Here is a 16,878-nt window from a genome sequence, read left to right as displayed (position 1 = left end):
GCCATGAGCAGCATCAGCCTTCCCGACTTCGCCCTGGTGGTGCTGGTCGGCGCCTCCGGGTCCGGCAAGTCCACCTTCGCGGCGCGCCACTTCGCCCCGACCGAGGTGATCTCTTCGGATCATTGCCGCGGCCTGGTGATCGACGACGACACCGACCAGTCGGTCAGCGCCGACGCCTTCGAACTGGCGGCGGCGATCGCCGACAAGCGGCTGAAGCACCGACGACTGACGGTGATCGACGCCACCAACGTTCGCCCCGCAGACCGCAAGGGCTGGGTGGCGCTGGCCCGGCGCTGGCACGCCCTGCCGGTGGCCATCGTGCTGGATCCGGGCATCGACGTCTGCGTGGAGCGCAACCGAGGCCGGCCCGACCGGCCGTTCGGCTTCGACGTGGTGCGCCGCATGGCCGGCGAGATCCGCCGGGGCCTGGGCGGGCTCAACCGCGAGGGGTTCCGGCAGGTCATCCGCCTGACCGGCGAGGACGCCATCGCCGCCGCGACCATCGCCCGCCAGCCGCTGTGGACCGACAAGCGCAGCGACGCCGGCCCGTTCGACATCGTCGGCGACATCCACGGCTGCGCGGACGAGCTGCAGACGCTGCTGGCCGAGCTGGGCTACCACGTCGCCTGGAGCGGCGAGGGCGCGGGTCGGACGGTGCGCGTGACGCCGCCGTCCGGGCGCAAGGCGGTGTTCCTGGGCGACCTTGTCGACCGCGGGCCGAACGCGCCCGACGTGCTGCGCATCGTCATGAGCATGGTGGCGGCGGGCGACGCCTACTGCGTGCAGGGCAACCACGAGCGCAAGTTCCGCCGCTGGCTGGAGGGGCGCAAGGTGACGGTGGCGCACGGCCTGGCCGAAACCATCGCCCAGGTGGAGGCGCAGAACCCCGCCTTCCGCCGCGACCTGCCGGCGTTCCTGGACGACCTGCGCAGCCACTACTGGCTGGATGGCGGGCGGCTGGCCGTGGCCCACGCGGGGCTGAAGGCGGAGATGATCGGCCGTGGCTCGGGCGCCGTGCGCGAGTTCGCCCTGTACGGCGAGACCACCGGCGAGATCGACGCCTACGGCCTGCCGGTGCGCGCCGACTGGGCCGCCGCCTACCGGGGCGACACCACGGTGGTCTATGGCCACACCCCGGTCCCCGAGGCCGAGTGGGTGAACAACACCCTGTGCATCGACACCGGCTGTGTGTTCGGCGGCAAGCTGACCGCGCTGCGGTGGCCCGAACGGACCCTGGTGCAGGTCCCGGCGCAGGCGGTGTGGTGCGAACCGCAGCGGCCGCTGGTCCCGGCCGGCGGGGGGCCGGGCGGCCAGGCCCTGGCCGACAGTCTGCTGGATATGGCCGACGTCAGCGGCCGGCGCTGGGCCGAGACCACCCTGCGCGGGCGCGTGGTGGTGGCCGAGGAGAACGCCGCGGCCGCGCTCGAGGCCATGAGCCGCTTCGCCCTGGCGCCCCAGTGGCTCGCCTATCTGCCGCCGACCATGTCGCCCTCCGAGACCAGCCGCCAGGAGGGCTGGCTGGAGCGGCCGGAGGAGGCGCTGGGCTATTTCCGCAGCCAGAAGATCGGCGAGGTGGTGTGCGAAGAAAAGCACATGGGCTCGCGCGCGGTGATCGGCCTGTGCCGCGACGCCGCCGCCGCCCGGTCGCGCTTCGACGCCCAGCGCGACGAGACCGGCGCCATCTGGACCCGCACGGGCCGCAGCTTCTTCAACGATCCGGCGACCACCGAGGCGCTGCTGGCGCGGCTGCGCGCGGCGGCGGACGGCGCCGGGCTGTGGGACGAGCTGAAGGCCGACTGGCTGCTGCTGGACGCCGAGATCATGCCTTGGTCGGCCAAGGCCTCCAGCCTGATCGACGGCCAGTACCGGCCGGTGGCGGCCGCCTCCGCCGCTGGCCTCGCCGCCGCGCGCGAGGCCCTGGCCCGCGCGGCGGGACGCGGCGTCCCGGTCGCCGATCTGCGGGTCGCCACCGACGACCGCGCCGCCCGCGCCGCGCGCTACGCCGACGCCTGGGCGCCCTATGTCTGGCCGGTTACGGGACCCGGCGACCTGAAGGTGGCCCCGTTCCACGTGCTGGCCAGCGAGGGCGCGGCGCACTTCGAACGGGATCACGCCTGGCACATGGGCGTCGCCGATCGGCTGGCCGAGGCCGCCGAGGCGAGTGGCGACGGCGTCGTCACGCGCACGCGCTGGCGGCGCGTGGACCTGGCTGACGACGTGGCGTGCGCTGAAGTCTGCGACTGGTGGGAGCAACTCACCGCCAGCGGCGGGGAGGGCATGGTGGTCAAGCCGCTGAGCTTCGTGGCGCGCGGCCCCAAGGGGGTGATCCAGCCGGCGCTGAAGGTGCGCGGGCGCGACTACCTGCGGCTCATCTACGGCCCGGAATACGACGCCCCGGCCAACCTGGAGCGGCTGCGCGTGCGCGGCCTCGGCGGCAAGCGCACCCTGGCCCTGCGGGAGTTCGCCCTGGGCCACGAGGCCCTGCGCCGCTTCGTGGCGCGCGAGCCGCTGCGGCGGGTGCATGAGTGCGTGTTCGCGGTGCTGGCGCTGGAAAGCGAGCCGATCGACCCTCGGCTCTGAGGGCCTGTCGGCCCGCCTCGCGTCAGTCCTCGCCGACGGCGCGGCGGATGGCCTGTTCGAGGACGTCGCGGGCGCGGCGGGGGGTCAGGTCCTGGTCGCGGCGCAGGCGGTTCCAGGCCTCGAAGCTGAGCAGCAGGTCCAGGGTCTCGACCAGGGTCGCATCGCGCGCCTGTTCCGCCGGCAGTTCGCGCTTGAGCAGCTCGCGGCCGACCGCGTTCATCCGCTCGTGCGCCTGCTGCAGGAAGCGGGAGTGATGGCGGTGGACGTCGGCCGCGCGGCGGAAGGGGGCGATGCGGTCGAACGCGGCGCTGCGCCGGCCGACCATTTCCACCATCCGCTCGCGCCAGGTGGTGGCCACGAACGGGCTGTCGACCACCCTGCGCAGCTCGCTCTCGATGACCTGGGCCATCTCCGCGTAGAGGCTGTCCATGTCGCTGAAATGGCGGAACACCGTGCGCAGGCCGACGTTGGCGCGGGCGGCCACCTGTTCGGCGCCGGGCGTGGCGTCACCGGCGTGCACCAGCTCCAGCATGGCCGAAACGATCCGCGCGCGGCTGTCCTGCGAGCGGCGGCGGCGGCCGTCGGTCTCCGGCGCGGCAGGCGGATCGGCGTCGGCCACGGAATCGGCCGGCGGCGTTTTGACTCGTGGTGCGGTCACGGGTTGGGGGATCTCCGTGAAGGGCGACGTCCTTGCTTAGCTAGACCGGCGACATTGCGCCAGCGTTCGTTGAGAGAACACGGTTAAGTGGATGTAAAGGCTAAGCTTCCGCCAGAGCAGGCCTGCAACGGTCGCGTTATTGGAACGTCCGCAGGCGGTGGGAGAGGCGGATTTCCTGCGAGCCGGTCGGCAGGCTCAGCAGATCGCCGTCCTCGCCGACCCGGATGCGACCGTGGAAAATCTCGCCCGAGCGGCCGAGGAAGGCGGGGTAGAGGGCGGTCGATGGCAGCGGCGGGATCAGGTGCGTGTACAGCAGGTAGCGCACGTGGTCGCGCTCGGCGATGGCGGCGGCCTGCTCGGGCGTGGTGTGGTAGCTGAGGATGTCGTGGAAGATGGCGGCGAGGTTGTCGCGGTGCGCCTTCAGCGCCTCTTGCCGCTGCACCGCCACCAGGTTCGGCGCCAGGGCCTCGTGCACCAGCACGTCCGCCCCCCTGGCGGCCGCCTCCAGCCGGGCCGAGGGGGCCGTGTCGCCGCTGACCACCACGCGGTGGCCCTTGTAGACGAACAGATAGCCCACGGCCGGCTCGACCGGGTGGTGGTCGACGGGGAAGGCGATCACCTTCAGGTCCGGCTCGTCGATCAGCACCACGTCCGGCGCGGCGCGGTCGGCGGCGAAGCCGTGCGGCGCGCCGCCGAAGCCCGCCGGCGGCACCACCTTCGGGCCGTGGTGGGCGATGCGGTAGCCGCGGTCCAGGGCGTAGGCGGCCTCGAAGCCCTGCACCACCTGGTCGACGCCGGTCGGGCCGTAGATCGGCAGCGGCGCGGCGGCCGCCCCGCCGGCCCAGTGCTGCAGCATCAGTTCGCCCAGGTCGGCGATGTGGTCGGAGTGGTAGTGGGTGAGGAACAGGGCGCTGGCCTGGCCCGGCTGGAAGCCCATCAGCGACAGGCGCCGCACGCTGCCCTCGCCGGCGTCCACCACGAACATCCGCCGTCCGGCGATCACCACCGTGCAGGGGCCGGCGCGGCTGGGGTCGGGCAGGGGCGAGCCGGAGCCGCACAGGCCCACGTGCAGCCCGTCCGGCAGCTCGGCGATCGCGTCGTGGCCCAGCGCCTTGGCGTAGATCCGGCCCATGGCGGCGACGGCGAGGCGCCCCCGCATCAGCCAGACCCCGCCGGCGAGCACGAGGGCCAGCACCAGGACCGCCAGCAGGGCGGGCAGCAGACGTTTCAAGGGGAGCGCTCCTCGGCCGGCGATCCGGCGCGGCAACATATGACAGTTAGTATGTCATTATCACGGTCGCGGCGGCGCGTCATCTCCTCGCCCGCGCTTGACGGGCGCCGCCCGCCCGCCCAAGGCTCGCGCAACGATCAGGCGCGGGGCCGGCCGCGCGCAACGGGAGTGGCGCATGGGAATTCATCCGAGCCGGTTCACGGCGTTCGCCCTGTGCGTCCTGGCCCTGGCCGCCGGGGTGGCGCTGATCGTGCTGGGCCATCCGCACGCCGGCTGGAGCCTGGCGGTGGCGGGGGGGCTGCTGACCCTGCTCGGCCTGCATGACCTGACCCAGGCGGAACACTCGATCCAGCGCAACTATCCGGTGATCGGCCACATCCGCTGGATGGTGGAGCTGGTGCGGCCGGAACTGCGCCAGTACCTGTTCGAGAGCGACGAGGAGGCCGCCCCGTTCTCGCGCAGCCAGCGCTCGCTGGTCTACCGCCGGGCCAAGGGCGAGGCCGGCGAGCATCCGTTCGGCACGCTGCTGGACGTCTACCGCCCCGGCTACGAGTTCGTCGGCCATTCGATGGCCCCGGTGGCGGCGGCCGACCCGTCGACCTATCGCATCACCATCGGCGGCGACCAGTGCGCGCAGCCCTATTCGGCCTCGGTGTTCAACATCTCGGCGATGAGCTTCGGCTCACTGAGCGCCAACGCCATCCACGCCCTGAACGAGGGCGCCCGGCGCGGCGGCTTCTACCACGACACCGGCGAGGGCTCGATCAGCCCCTATCACCGCGCCGGCGGCGGCGACATCTGCTGGGAGGTGGCCAGCGGCTATTTCGGCTGCCGCGACGCCGAGGGGCGCTTCGATCCGGACCGGTTCGCCGCCCAGGCGACCACCGACCAGGTGAAGCTGATCGAGATCAAGCTCAGCCAGGGGGCCAAGCCGGGCCACGGCGGCATCCTGCCGGCGGCCAAGGTCACCCGCGAGATCTCCGAGACACGTGGCGTGCCGATGGGCCGCGACTGCATCTCGCCGCCCCGGCACAGCGCCTTCGCCACCCCGCGCCAGTTGATGGACTTCATCGCCCGGCTGCGCGAGCTGTCCGGCGGCAAGCCGGTGGGCTTCAAGCTGTGCATCGGCCATCCGTGGGAGTTCATGGGCATCGTCAAGGCGATGCTGGAGACCGGCATCCGGCCCGACTTCATCGTCGTCGACGGCGCCGAGGGCGGCACAGGGGCCGCGCCGGTGGAGTTCTCCGACCACATCGGCGCGCCGATGCGCGAGGGCCTGCTGTTCGTGCACAACACCCTGGTGGGCGCGGGCCTGCGCCAGCAGATCCGGGTGGGCGCCGCCGGGCGGATCGTCAGCGCCTACGACATCGCCAGCGTGCTGGCGATCGGCGCCGACTGGGTGAACGCCGCGCGCGGCTTCATGTTCGCCCTGGGCTGCGTGCAGTCGCTGAGCTGCAACACCAACCGCTGCCCCACCGGCGTGGCCACCCAGGATCCGCTGCGCCAGCGCGCCCTGGTGGTGCCGGACAAGGCCGAGCGGGTGGCCAGCTTCCACGGCAACACGCTGAAGGCCCTGGCCGACATGCTGGCCGCCGCCGGCCTGTCGCACCCCAGCCAGATCGCCGCGCACCACCTGTCGCGCCGGGTCAGCGCCACCGAGATCCGCGGCTTCGACCAGATCCACGAGTTCCTGCAGCCGGGCGCCCTGCTCGACGGCGCCGCCGCCCGCACCTTCTACGGCCGCAACTGGGACCTCGCCTCGGCCGACAGCTTCGACGCCAAGGCCCCGGCGTAAGGGGGCAAACCCAGTCTCGTCACCCCGGACCAGGCGCGCAGCGCCGCCGATCCGGGGCCGGCCCATCGGGGCCCAGGATGGCATCCAGCTGGACGGCGGCCCGGCCGGCCCCGGCTCTCCGCTTCGCTGCGGCCGGGGTGACGAGGGGAGGGCGTGCCGGGCTCAGTTCGGCCGGCGGGGCTCGACACAAGAAAAGGCCGCCGCGATCGCTCGCGGCGGCCTTGTTGCCGCGGGGAAGGGTCACGGTCAGTTGCCGGTGAAGTCCATCTCCGAACCGCGGCAGACGTTGTAGCGGTTGGTGGCGGAGGTGTGGTCGCTGAACACGCCCTTGACGTCCATCAGGCAGGCCCCGCTGCCGTCATTGAAGTCCACCACCATCGATTCCCCGGGCCGCAGGACCGAACGGCCCAGCCAGTCGCCGTGGTAGCGGCTGTCGCGGACGCTGGAGGCGTAGAGGTTGGTCATCGTGTGGTTGGTGTCGTTCACCACCACGACCCGGCGGTCGGCGGCGGCGGCGCTGGTGGCCGACGCGGCGAACACGGCGGCGGCGGCAAAGGCGACGACAACGCCGCGGATCATCTTGCTGGTCATCAGTATAATCCCTCTTCTGGTCTGGCGTCCGGTCCATCCGTTCGCCGATGAAGAGAGATTACGAGCCGCTGCGGCGAGGCTGTACTTACAGACCCCGACAGTTTCTGACAAAGCCTGTCAGAGACTTACACGGGCCGTAAGGTTCGGCGCCCCGGCGCTCAGAACGCGCGGAAGGTGACGCTGACCGTCAGGCCGGGGGCTGGGACGGTGTCGTCCATGCGGATCTTCGCCCCGTGGCGCTTGGCCACCGCCGCCACCAGGGCCAGGCCCAGGCCGTGGCCGGGCGTGGCGCGGGTCGCCTCGGCGCGCACGAAGCGGCGCAGTACTGCCTGGCGCTCCCCGGCGGGGATGCCGGGTCCCTGGTCGCTCACCGACAGCACCACCTCGCTCCCCGCGCGGACGGTGCGCACCACCACCCGCCCGCCCGGCGGCGAGAACTTGATGGCGTTGTCCACCAGGTTGGCGGCCAGGCGCACCACCAGCGACGGCTCGCCCAGCAGCGGCGCCGGCTCCAGCTCGGCGACCAGGGTCACGCCGGCTTCCTCGGCCACCGCCTCGTAGAGGTCGACCGCCCCCCGCGCCGCGTCGTCCAGCCGGATCGGCTGCAGGCCGCCATCGGCCCCGGCTTCCGCCTCGGCGATGTCCAGCAGCGCCTGGAAGGTCTCCAGGATGACCTCGGTCTCGGCCGCGGCGGCCTCGGCGCCGGCCTGCGCCGCGTCCAGGTCGGGCGCGGCGGCGGCGCGCTCCAGGTCGGCCTTCAGCCGGGCGATGGGTGTGCGCAGGTCGTGGGCGATGCGGTTGGAGACGTCGCGCAGCCCCAGCACCAGGGCGGCGATCTGTTCCAGCATGTCGTTGACGTGGCGCGACAGGGCGCCGAACTCGTCGTCGGCCTCGGCGCCGCCGGCCCGGGCGGCCAGGTCCCCCTGGCGCACCCGGTCGCAGACCGCGTTCACCGCCTCGACCCGGCGCAGCATCTGGCGGCTGACCAGCAGGCCCAGCAGCACCGCCGCCAGGCAGGCCAGGCCCAGCACCGCCGCGGCCACGTTGAGCAGCCGCCGCTCCACCTCGGCCATGGCGAACTGCCGGCCGACGTAGAGATGGCCGTGCGCGCCGTCCTGCCCGGGGCTGACGTCGATCCGCCGGGCCAGGCCCCAGGCGTCGCCGTCGGCGTCCGTCACCCGGTACCAGCCGCCCGCGCCGCCGAGGCCCGCCGCCTCCAGGCACTGCACCCAGTCGCCCGGCGCGAGTCCGCAGGCCAGCGGCCGCGGCTCGCCGAAGCCCTTGTCCCCGTCCACAACCTGGCCCTGGTAGGCGTAGAGGTAGAAGCTGGTCACCGGCAGGCCGGCCTGCCGGTCGGTCTGCTGCCGGGCGAGCCGGCCGCTGAGCATGGCCTGGGTGATGCTGGCCGGGGCGTCGAAGCTGGCGCCCACGGTCGGGGCGGCCAGCGCCTTCTCGGAGTCCAGGATGCGGCTGCGCAGCACCGCCGCGTCGCTGAGGATCGCCGGGCGCAGCGCCGCCACGTCGGCCTGCACCATCACCGCATAGGCGCCCAGCACCAGCACCACGGCCCCCAGGATCAGGGGCGCGGCGAAGGCCAGCGTCAGGCGCCACACCGCCGAACCGGCGGGCCGGACGGCGCCGGCGCGGGGGGCCAGATCAGCCAAAGAGGTTGGAGCGGAGGACAAAGCCCTGCTTCCTCACCGTCTCCACCAGCTGGCGGCCGGCCACCGCCTCCAGCTTGCCGCGCAGCCGCGACAGGTTCACGTCGATGACGTTGACCTGCGGCGGGATGCGGTACTCCGGCCAGGCGGCGTTCCAGATCATCTCGCGCGAGACCACCACGTCGTGGTTCTCGGCCAGGAACTTCAGGATCTCGAACTCCTTGGGCGAGACGTCCACGTGCCGCCCGCTCCAGTGCACCGTGCGTGCGCGCAGCCGCAGGTCCAGCTGGCCCAGGATCAGGGCGTCGGGGTTGGCCTCGGCGCTGGCCCGCCGCACCAGCGCCCGCAGGCGCGCCACCAGCTCCTCGGCGTCGAACGGCTTGGCCAGGTAGTCGTCGGCCCCGGCGTCGAGGCCTTCGATGCGGTTGCGCGTGGCCCCCAGGTTCGACAGCACTAGCGCCGGGGTGCGCACGTCCAGCGCCCGCAGCCGCTCCAGCGCCTGCAGCCCGTCCATGCCCTCGACCATGCGGTCCAGGATCAGCACGTCGAACGCCTCGCTGGAGGCGCGCCGCAGCGCCTCGTCGCCGCGGGTGACATGGTGCGGCTCGGCCTCCGGCAGGGCGGCGAGGGCGCTCAGCACCCGCTCGGCGGCGTCGGGGTCGTCCTCCAGCAGCAGGATGCGCAAACCGGGCTCCCGAAAGGTGTTCGCCGCGCCACGGACGGCCTGGACGCAGGCCGGGCGTGGCCTAGATTGCAGCGGTGCGGGGGATTGGCAAGCGGCTCCCCGGAACGGCGTCGGCGATCGGCGCGGAGGTCAGGCGGTTGACGGCCGAAAACGCAGCTCGGGTCCTGACGGCGGCCGTCGCCGCCCTGGCCGCCGCCTGGCCGGCCGCCGCGGCGACGCCGGCCAGGACCGGCGGCGACAAGGTCAGCGGCTCGGCCGGCCGGCCGGTCGCCCAGCCGCTGCCGGCGCGCCTGCCGCGCAGCGCCCCCACCGCTCCTGAGGTCGTCGGCCGCCGGACCGAGACCGCCAAGCAGCTGCAGGCGCCCACAACCCTCGACTTCGAGGTCGGCCCGAAGTCCTCCCAGACCCAGATGGTGGTGATCGCCGCCGGCGAGCTGATCGTGCACCTGGAGCCGGACCGCTACGGCGACGGCGAAGGGCACATGACGGTCACCGGCCCGGGCGCCGTCGTGGTCTGCCAGGCCGCGCTGGAGGCCTGCATGCTGCACATCACCGAGACGGGCCGCTACGCGCTGACGGTGTCCAATCACGGCGCCGCCAAGGGGGCCTTCCCGATGGTGTTCAGCCTGCCGCGCGCCCTGCCCAGCCTTGGCAACGCCGCCAAGGCGCGGCCGCGCTGAGCCTGCCGCCCCCGGGGGTCGGCGGGTCGCCCGCGAAGTCTTACAGGCTTTGTCAGTATGCGGTCGCGGCAGGGGCGGGCTAGGGTCGCGACCCGTTTGCACCGGAGCCGCCATGTCGCGCGTCCTGCCCGCTTCCGTCCTTCCGGCCCTGTTCGGGGCGAGCCTGCTGCTGGCCGGGCCGCCGGCGATCGCCCGGCCGCTGGCCGATGGCGGCGTCACCGCCCAGGAGGTGGCCGAGGTGCTGCAGGCCAAGGGCTACCAGGCCAAGATCGACAAGGACCGCGAGGGCGACCCGAAGATCCAGTCGAGCACCGACGGGGTCAGCTACGAGATCTACTTCTACGGCTGCCACAAGGGTCCCCGCTGCTCGAGCATCCAGTTCTCCACCGCCTTCCACGTGGACGGGGGCATGACCTTCGAGCGGATCAACGCCTGGAACCGCTCCAGCCGCTTCGGCCGGGCCTATCTGGACGACGAGAAGGACCCGTACGTCGAGATGGACCTCGACGTGGAGCACGGCTTCACCACAGAAGCGGTGGACAACAACATCGACACCTGGGACGCGGTGCTGCCGGCCTTCATGAAGGTGGTCGACTGCGCCCGCCACCCGGGCGGCGACAGCTGCAAGTCCGGCAACTGACGGCGCCCAGCTTTCGCTTGCCGCGCGCGGCCCGATCCGACAGTTGAGACGGGCAAGCATTGGCGGAGGGCGGCATGCCGAAGGCTCAGGCCGGCGACATCGAGATCTGGTTCGAGCGGCAGGGCGAGGGCCCGCCGCTGCTGTTCATCTCCGGCACCGGCGGCGACCTGCGGGTCAAGCCGAACGTGTTCGACGGACCGCTGGCCAAGACCTTCGACCTGCTGGCCTACGACCAGCGGGGCCTCGGCCAGACCTCCAAGCCGGACGTCGCCTATACGATGGCCGACTACGCCGACGATGCGGCGCGGCTGCTGGATCATGTCGGCTGGGACCAGGCGCTGGTGGTCGGCGTCTCGTTCGGCGGCATGGTCGCCCAGGAGCTTGTGCTGCGTCATCCGTCGCGGGTGAAGCGCCTGGTGCTGGCCTGCACCTCGCCGGGCGGCGCGGGCGGCGCCTCGTTCCCGTTCCACGAGATCGAGCACATGGAACGCACCGAGCGGGCGAAGCACCTGATCCCGATCTCCGACACCCGACGCGACGCCGCCTGGGCCGCGGGGCACAGGGATTTCTACGACCAGCTGGTGCAGATGGGCGTCGCCGACCCGTTCGCCGACGAGCCGGGCCACGCCATGGGCGCGCGCCGCCAGCTGGAGGCCCGCCGCCACCACGACACCTGGGACCGCCTGCCGCAGATCGCCTGTCCGGTGCTGGTGGCCGGCGGCCGCTTCGACGGCATCGCCCTGCCGCAGACCCAGGAACGCCTGGCCGCCCGCATCCCCGGCGCCCGGCTGGCGATGTTCGACGGCGGCCACATGTTCATGATCCAGGACCGCGCCGCGATCCCGGCGATGGTGGCGTTTCTGCTGGAGGGGTGAGGGGGCGCGAAGCCACCCCAACTCTGTCATCCCGGAATTCGCGCAGCGAATATCCGGGACCGCGGCAAGCGCCGGCGCCCGCTACGGTTTGCCGACAACAGGGCTTCCGGCGGTCCGGATAAACCGCTGGCGCGGCTTTCCGGGATGACAGTCGAAGGGGCAGAGGCGCCGCCCCCCTACGCCGCCAGCTTGGAAACCTCCTCGACCTCGGCCGGCGTCAGCACCCAGCCGCCCGCCTCGGCGTTGGCCTTGACCTGTTCGGGTCTGGTGGCGCCGGCGATCACCGAGGAGACCACCGGGTTGCCGAGCAGCCAGGCGAAGGCCAGCTCCAGGATGGTGTGGCCGCGCTCGGCGGCCCAGGCTTCCAGCTTCTCGACCTTGTCGAAGGCCTTGTCGTTCAGCGCCGCGGCGCCGCGCGGGCCCCAGGCGGCCAGGCGGGTGCCTTCCGGCGGGGCCTCGCCGCGCTTGTACTTGCCGGTCAGCATGCCCGAGGCCAGCGGGAAGAACGGCAGCATGCCCAGGCCAAAGCGGTCGCAGGCGGGGATCACCTCGAACTCCACCTTCCGCTCCAGGATCGAATAGTTGTTCTGCGCCGAGACGAAGCGGCTGAGGTGCTCGGTGCGGGCGATCCAGTCGGCGTCGGCCACCTGCCAGCCGGTGAAGTTGGAGTTGCCGATGTAGCGGACCTTGCCCTGGGTCACCAGGTCGTCGAGGGCGCTCAGGGTCTCCTCGATCGGCGTGTCGGGATCGGGGCGGTGCATCTGGTAGAGGTCGATGTAGTCGGTGTTCAGCCGCTTCAGGCTGGCCTCCACCGCGGCCATCACATAGCGCCGCGAGCCGCCGCGCTGGTCGGGGCCCTGGCCCATCGGGCTGGCGAACTTGGTGGCCAGCACCACCTCGTGGCGATGGCCCTTCAGCGCCTCGCCCAGCATGGTCTCGGACTTGGAGCCGCCGTAGACGTCGGCGGTGTCGAAGAAGGTCACGCCATGCTCCAGGCAGGCGTTCACCACCGCGTTGGTCCCTTCCTGGTCCAGCCGCATGCCGAAGTTGTTGCAGCCCAGCCCCACCTGGCTGACCTTCAGGCCGCTCGTCCCCAATCGACGATAGTCCATGCGAAATCGCTCCCTCTGAATGGCTTGAAATCAGGATCTGGCGCGCGGGCTCTAACGGGCCCGCTTGCAATGCCGCATCGATCGTAGGCCCATGGCCGAAAAGGAACAACGACAGCGGGAGGCCGCCGATGAGTGTCTCGGCGATGGACAAGGTCACGGTCAGCAGGGACGTGGTCTATGGCGACGCCGGCGGGCGTCCGCTGAAGCTGGACCTCTACCAGCCGGACCCGGACCGGCGACGGTCGACGGCGCTGATCATGGTGCATGGCGGCGGCTGGGTCGGCGGCTCGAAGGCGATGCTGGACGCGCACGCCCGCCAGCTGGCCGACGACGGCTTCACCGTGTTCGCCCCCGAATACCGCCTGACCGGCGAGGCGGTGTGGCCGGCGCAGATCCACGACGTGAAGCGGGCGATCCGCTGGGTGCGCTCGAAGGCCGGCGACTACGGCTTCGATCCCGACCGCATCGCCCTGGAGGGGCATTCGGCCGGCGCGCACCTGGTGCTGCTGGCGGCCGGCACGGCCGACGACCCCCGGTTCGATCCGGCGGACGCCGACCCGTCGATCCCGGCGCACGCTGCGGCGGTGATCGCGGTCTATCCGCCGGTGCTGCTGTATCGCGGGGCGACGCGCCCCTCGGGCGGCAACCAGGCCGCGGCGCTGAAGGGGGCCGACGTGTCCGACGAGGCGGCCGCCCTGGCCAGCCCGATCAACCACGTGGGGGCGGACTTCCCGCCGGTGATGCTGCTGCACGGCGACGCCGACAAGGTGGTGCCGGTCAGCGCCTCGCTGCGCTTCCAGGAGGCGCTGCGCGCGCGGGGGCTGCGCGTCGACAGCCACATCTTCGCCGGCCTGCCGCACGGCTTCATGAACCAGCCGGAGCTGCGGCCGATGCTGATGACCCTGGTGTCTGGCTTCCTGCGCCGCACCGTCGACGAGCCGGCGCGGTTCGTGGTCGACGTCCAGCCGCGCCCGGAGGCGACCTGGCAATAGGCGGGAGGGCGCTCAGCCCTTCCAGCGCAGGGTCATCCGGTCGCCCTTGATCTCGACGGAGTCCATGCGCCGCAGAAAGCTCATGCCCAGCAGGGATTCCCCCATCGGCGCCCGGTTGATCGAGGCGTGTACGTTGCTCAGCCGGATCGCGCCGATCTCCAGGGTCGGGGCCACGTAGTCCGCGCCGGCTCCGCCGCCGTTGGCGGTGGCGAACATGCGGTGGAAGTTCAGCGACGAGATGTCGACCCCCACCGCCTGGGCGTCCTGAGGGCTCAGCACGATGTCGCTGGAGCCGGTGTCGACCACGAAGCGCACCCTGTGGCCGTTGACCACGCCATTGACCGCGAACTGGCCGTCGGCGTCGGCCATGATCACCAGGGCGCGGGGGGCCGCGGCCGCCGCCGTGTCAGGGAACACCTCGGTCTGCAGCCGCTGGCCGACGTCCTGCAGCTCGCCGCGATAGGCGTAGCCCAGGGCCAGCACGCCGACGATCGCCACCCAGATGGTGGCGTTCCGGGCGACCCGCCCGGCGTCGATGCCGCGCAGCCGCACCAGGCCGGCCGACACCAGGGCCAGCATGCCGAAGTCGGCCAGGGCGTCGCCCCAGCCGCTGCTCCCCAGCCGGTTCGGCATCAGGTAGGCCATGGCGAAGAAACCCAGCCCGGCCGCGGCCAGCAGGCCCAGCCAGATGAACAGGCCGATCGGCAGGCCCTGCGGCTCGGCCTGCGCCGGCTGCGGCTGGCTTTCGGCCCGCGCCCGCGCCTCCGCCTGCGCCCGCCCCCAGGGGCCCGGATCCTCCGCCATCGCTCACTCCGCCGACTGAAGGCCCAAGACTAGCGCATCGCGCCGCCCCCGGCCACGGCGGCCGGGCCAACCTCGTTCCCCCCCCTCTTCCCCCGCGAGCGGCTAGGGGGTGCACACATTGGTAAAGCGGCTCGGTTTCCCTTCCTTCTCCCCTTGCGGGAGAAGGTGGCCCGCGCCAGCGGGTCGGATGAGGGGTTGATGGAGCCGTCGTGACTATCTCGGCTGCGGCGCTGCGCTAACCGGAGAGCCCTGGCGACCCCTCATCCGTCTTGCTACGCAAGACACCTTCTCCCGCAAGGGGAGAAGGCTTTCAGAACCCGGCATCGAGATGTGTGAATCGCCTAGCCGCGAGCGGGGGAAGAGGCCCGCGAGCGCCGCCTGCCTCAGGTCTTCGCCGGCGCCGGGAAGCCGCGGTCGCGCATCAGGGCGTCGATGGTCACGTCGCGGCCGCGGAAGCGGCGGAACGCCTCGCCGGCGTCGATGGTGTTGCCGACGCTCATGATGCAGTCGTGCAGCCGCTGGGCCGTGGCCTTGTCGTAGAAGCCGCCCGGCGCCTCCTGGAACGCCTCGGCCGCGTCGGCGGTCAGGGTGTCGGCCCAGATGTAGTCGTAGTAGCCGGCCGAATAGCCGTCGCCGGAGAAGATGTGCCCGAAGTGCGGCATGCGGTGGCGCATGACGATCTCCTTGGGCATGCCGATCTCCGCCAGGGTCGCCTTCTCGAAGGCCCGCGGCTCGATCGGCGTGGAGCCGGCCAGGTGCGCCTTCATGTCGACGATGGCGCTGGCCAGGTACTCCACGGTCGAGAAGCCCTGGTTGAAGGTGTGCGCCTTGCGGATCTTCGCCGCCAGGGCGTCGGGCATCGGCGCGCCGGTCTTGTAGTGGGTGGCGAAGCGGGTCAGCACCTCGTGCGTCGGCAGCCAGTGCTCGTTCAGCTGGCTGGGGAACTCCACGAAGTCGCGCACCACCGAGGTGCCTGCCAGCGACGGATAGGTGACGTTCGAATTCAGCCCGTGCAGGGCGTGGCCGAATTCGTGGAACATGGTGGTGGCGTCGTCCCACGACACCAGGATCGGCTCGCCCGGCGCGGCCTTCACGAAGTTGGCGTTGTTGGAGACGATCGGCGTCACCTCGCCGCGGAACCGCTCCTGGCTGCGGTACTCGTTCATCCAGGCGCCGGAGTTCTTGCCGGCCCGGGCGTAGGGGTCGAAGTACCACAGGCCGACGCGCTGGCCGTTCTTGCGGACCTCGAAGGTGCGGATGTCCGGCCGCGCCACCGGCAGGTCGGTGACCTGCGCGAACTCGAAGCCGTACAGCTGGCCGGCGGCCCAGAACATGCCCTCGCGCAGCTTCTCCAGCTGCAGGTAGGGTTTGATCTCGGCCTCGTCGAGGTCGTACTTCGCCTTGCGCACCTTCTCGGCGTAGTAGCGGTAGTCCCAGGGGGCGATGGTGATCTTCGCCCCGCCCGCCGCCGCCTCCGCGTCGGCGATCTGCTGCATGTCGGCGACTTCCTCGCGCACCCGCGCCACCGCCGGCGCCCAGACCTTCAGCATCAGGTCCATCGCCGCATCCGGCGTCTTGGCCATCTGGTCGTCGGTGATCCAGTGGGCGTGGGTGGCAAAGCCCAGCAGCTTCGCCCGCTCGGCGCGCAGCTTCAGGATCTCGGTGATGTTGGCGTTGTTGTCGTTGGCGTCGCCGTTGTCGCCCCGCATCGTCCACATGCGGAAGCCCTTCTCGCGCAGGTCGCGGCGCGAGGAATAGGTCAGGAACGGCTCCATCGACGAGCGGGTGTTGGTGATCAGCCACTGGCCCTTCAGACCCTTGGCCTCGGCCGCCTGGGCGGCGGCGGTGACCACGCTGTCGGGCAGGCCGGCGAGGTCGGCCTGGCTGGTCAGCGGCAGGGTCCACGCCTCCTCGTCCTTCAGCTCGTTCTGGCTGAAGGCGGTGTACAGGCTGGCCAGGCGCTGGTTGATCTCGCCCATGCGCTTCTTGCCGGCGGTGTCCAGCGCCGCCCCCTGCCGGGCGAAGCGGCGGTAGTAGACCCAGGTCAGCCGCTGCTGTTCCGGCGTCAGGCCGGCGTGCTCGCGCGCCTCGTAGACCGCCTGCACCCGGGCGAACAGCGGCCCGTTCTGGATCACCTCGTCGGCGGAGGCCGCCAGCACCGGGGCCATCTCGGACTCCACGGCCTGCATCGCCGGATCGTTCAGCGTCGAGGTCCAGACGCCGTAGTAGGCCATCACCCGGTCCAGCGGCCGGCTGCATTCCTCCAGCGCGGCGATGGTGTTCTCGAAGCTGGGCGGCGCCTGGCTGGCGACGATCGTCCCGACCCGGGCGCGCTGGTCGTCGATCCCGGCCTGCAGCGCCGCCTTGAAGTCGGCCACCCGCACCTTGTCGAAGGCGGGCGCGCCGCCGTGCGGGCCCGTCCAGGGCGCGAGCATGGGCATGTCGGGGGCGGCCTTGGCGTTGGACCCGAGGGAGGCGAGGGCGGCTGTGGCGGCCGAGGCCGTCAGAAAGGTGCGTCGTTGCAAGGAAGGGGTCCGTTGAAGCAAAACTTGCCGCGGACCCTAGGGCGTCACA

General features: G+C 72.0%; 14 protein-coding genes. 6 read left to right on the top strand and 8 right to left on the bottom strand.

What is annotated here, in order from left to right; all coding sequences use genetic code 11:
- Positions 1-3 precede the first annotated feature (3 nt).
- Entirely contained in the window at positions 4-2,580 is a 2,577-nt protein-coding gene (locus ACO2Q3_RS22530) for a polynucleotide kinase-phosphatase (protein WP_423310737.1), read from the top strand.
- A gap of 22 nt (positions 2,581-2,602) precedes the next feature.
- Here the strand turns inward: ACO2Q3_RS22530 and ACO2Q3_RS22525 are convergent, their stop codons facing one another.
- Positions 2,603-3,238 (bottom strand): TetR/AcrR family transcriptional regulator, encoded by a 636-nt coding sequence (locus ACO2Q3_RS22525; RefSeq protein WP_423310735.1) that lies wholly within the window; start codon positions 3,236-3,238, stop codon positions 2,603-2,605.
- 136 nt (positions 3,239-3,374) lie between these two features.
- On the bottom strand, positions 3,375-4,469 hold the full coding sequence (locus ACO2Q3_RS22520; protein WP_423310733.1) for an MBL fold metallo-hydrolase: 1,095 nt from the start codon (positions 4,467-4,469) through the stop codon (positions 3,375-3,377).
- 175 nt (positions 4,470-4,644) lie between these two features.
- Here ACO2Q3_RS22520 and ACO2Q3_RS22515 point away from each other — a divergent pair, with 175 nt between their 5' ends.
- A complete protein-coding gene (locus ACO2Q3_RS22515) occupies positions 4,645-6,264 on the top strand; it encodes an FMN-binding glutamate synthase family protein (protein ID WP_423310731.1) in 1,620 nt (539 codons plus the stop codon).
- Positions 6,265-6,510: 246 nt separating this feature from the next.
- On the opposite strand, the gene ACO2Q3_RS22510 is transcribed toward ACO2Q3_RS22515, so the two are convergent.
- The 3 genes from ACO2Q3_RS22510 to ACO2Q3_RS22500 all read right to left on the bottom strand — a co-directional run bounded on the left by ACO2Q3_RS22510 (position 6,511) and on the right by ACO2Q3_RS22500 (position 9,201).
- Positions 6,511-6,855 (bottom strand): hypothetical protein, encoded by a 345-nt coding sequence (locus ACO2Q3_RS22510; RefSeq protein ID WP_423310729.1) that lies wholly within the window; start codon positions 6,853-6,855, stop codon positions 6,511-6,513.
- A 158-nt stretch (positions 6,856-7,013) separates the two neighbouring features.
- Positions 7,014-8,519, bottom strand: a complete 1,506-nt coding sequence (locus ACO2Q3_RS22505) for an ATP-binding protein (RefSeq protein WP_423310727.1) — start codon at positions 8,517-8,519, stop codon at positions 7,014-7,016.
- Positions 8,512-9,201, bottom strand: coding sequence for a response regulator transcription factor (locus ACO2Q3_RS22500; protein WP_423310725.1), 690 nt, complete (start codon positions 9,199-9,201; stop codon positions 8,512-8,514). The genes ACO2Q3_RS22505 and ACO2Q3_RS22500 overlap by 8 nt, the downstream gene beginning before the upstream one ends.
- Before the next feature lie 137 nt (positions 9,202-9,338).
- Between ACO2Q3_RS22500 and ACO2Q3_RS22495 the strand changes: the two genes are divergently transcribed.
- The 3 genes from ACO2Q3_RS22495 to ACO2Q3_RS22485 all read left to right on the top strand — a co-directional run bounded on the left by ACO2Q3_RS22495 (position 9,339) and on the right by ACO2Q3_RS22485 (position 11,396).
- Positions 9,339-9,881, top strand: a complete 543-nt coding sequence (locus tag ACO2Q3_RS22495) for a hypothetical protein (RefSeq protein WP_423310723.1) — start codon at positions 9,339-9,341, stop codon at positions 9,879-9,881.
- Between the two features lie 112 nt (positions 9,882-9,993).
- Positions 9,994-10,521 carry a YbjN domain-containing protein gene (locus ACO2Q3_RS22490; protein ID WP_423310721.1) on the top strand — a complete coding sequence of 176 codons (528 nt, stop codon included), beginning with the start codon at positions 9,994-9,996 and terminating at the stop codon, positions 10,519-10,521.
- A gap of 74 nt (positions 10,522-10,595) precedes the next feature.
- Positions 10,596-11,396, top strand: coding sequence for an alpha/beta fold hydrolase (locus ACO2Q3_RS22485; RefSeq protein WP_423310719.1), 801 nt, complete (start codon positions 10,596-10,598; stop codon positions 11,394-11,396).
- A 176-nt stretch (positions 11,397-11,572) separates the two neighbouring features.
- On the opposite strand, the gene ACO2Q3_RS22480 is transcribed toward ACO2Q3_RS22485, so the two are convergent.
- A complete protein-coding gene (locus tag ACO2Q3_RS22480; RefSeq protein WP_423310717.1) occupies positions 11,573-12,508 on the bottom strand; it encodes an aldo/keto reductase in 936 nt (311 codons plus the stop codon).
- 128 nt (positions 12,509-12,636) lie between these two features.
- On the opposite strand from ACO2Q3_RS22480, the gene ACO2Q3_RS22475 reads away from it, so the two are divergent.
- Complete coding sequence (locus ACO2Q3_RS22475) at positions 12,637-13,500, top strand: alpha/beta hydrolase fold domain-containing protein (RefSeq protein ID WP_423310715.1); 864 nt, start codon at positions 12,637-12,639, stop codon at positions 13,498-13,500.
- 12 nt (positions 13,501-13,512) lie between these two features.
- Here ACO2Q3_RS22475 and ACO2Q3_RS22470 read toward each other — a convergent pair whose 3' ends face one another.
- Together ACO2Q3_RS22470 and ACO2Q3_RS22465 are read right to left on the bottom strand one after the other, a co-directional pair.
- Positions 13,513-14,304 (bottom strand): retropepsin-like aspartic protease family protein, encoded by a 792-nt coding sequence (locus tag ACO2Q3_RS22470; protein ID WP_423310713.1) that lies wholly within the window; start codon positions 14,302-14,304, stop codon positions 13,513-13,515.
- Between the two features lie 383 nt (positions 14,305-14,687).
- Positions 14,688-16,829, bottom strand: coding sequence for a M3 family metallopeptidase (locus tag ACO2Q3_RS22465; protein ID WP_423310711.1), 2,142 nt, complete (start codon positions 16,827-16,829; stop codon positions 14,688-14,690).
- Positions 16,830-16,878: the final 49 nt, after the last annotated feature.

This window comes from Caulobacter sp. KR2-114 (assembly GCF_049446115.1).
Taxonomy (GTDB): Bacteria; Pseudomonadota; Alphaproteobacteria; order Caulobacterales; family Caulobacteraceae; genus Acaudatibacter.
Note: the sequence above shows the minus strand (reverse complement) of the source record. Positions and strands in the feature narration are given on the sequence as shown.

What these genes read in the sequence shown, in the direction of transcription:
- ACO2Q3_RS22530 (WP_423310737.1), top strand. Translation starts at nt 4, where the DNA reads ATGAGCAGCATCAGCCTTCCCGACTTCGCCCTGGTGGTGCTGGTCGGC.
- ACO2Q3_RS22475 (WP_423310715.1), top strand. Translation starts at nt 12,637, where the DNA reads ATGAGTGTCTCGGCGATGGACAAGGTCACGGTCAGCAGGGACGTGGTC.
- ACO2Q3_RS22510 (WP_423310729.1), bottom strand. Translation starts at nt 6,855, where the DNA reads ATGACCAGCAAGATGATCCGCGGCGTTGTCGTCGCCTTTGCCGCCGCC.
- ACO2Q3_RS22490 (WP_423310721.1), top strand. Translation starts at nt 9,994, where the DNA reads ATGTCGCGCGTCCTGCCCGCTTCCGTCCTTCCGGCCCTGTTCGGGGCG.
- ACO2Q3_RS22470 (WP_423310713.1), bottom strand. Translation starts at nt 14,304, where the DNA reads ATGGCGGAGGATCCGGGCCCCTGGGGGCGGGCGCAGGCGGAGGCGCGG.
- ACO2Q3_RS22515 (WP_423310731.1), top strand. Translation starts at nt 4,645, where the DNA reads ATGGGAATTCATCCGAGCCGGTTCACGGCGTTCGCCCTGTGCGTCCTG.
- ACO2Q3_RS22485 (WP_423310719.1), top strand. Translation starts at nt 10,596, where the DNA reads ATGCCGAAGGCTCAGGCCGGCGACATCGAGATCTGGTTCGAGCGGCAG.
- ACO2Q3_RS22480 (WP_423310717.1), bottom strand. Translation starts at nt 12,508, where the DNA reads ATGGACTATCGTCGATTGGGGACGAGCGGCCTGAAGGTCAGCCAGGTG.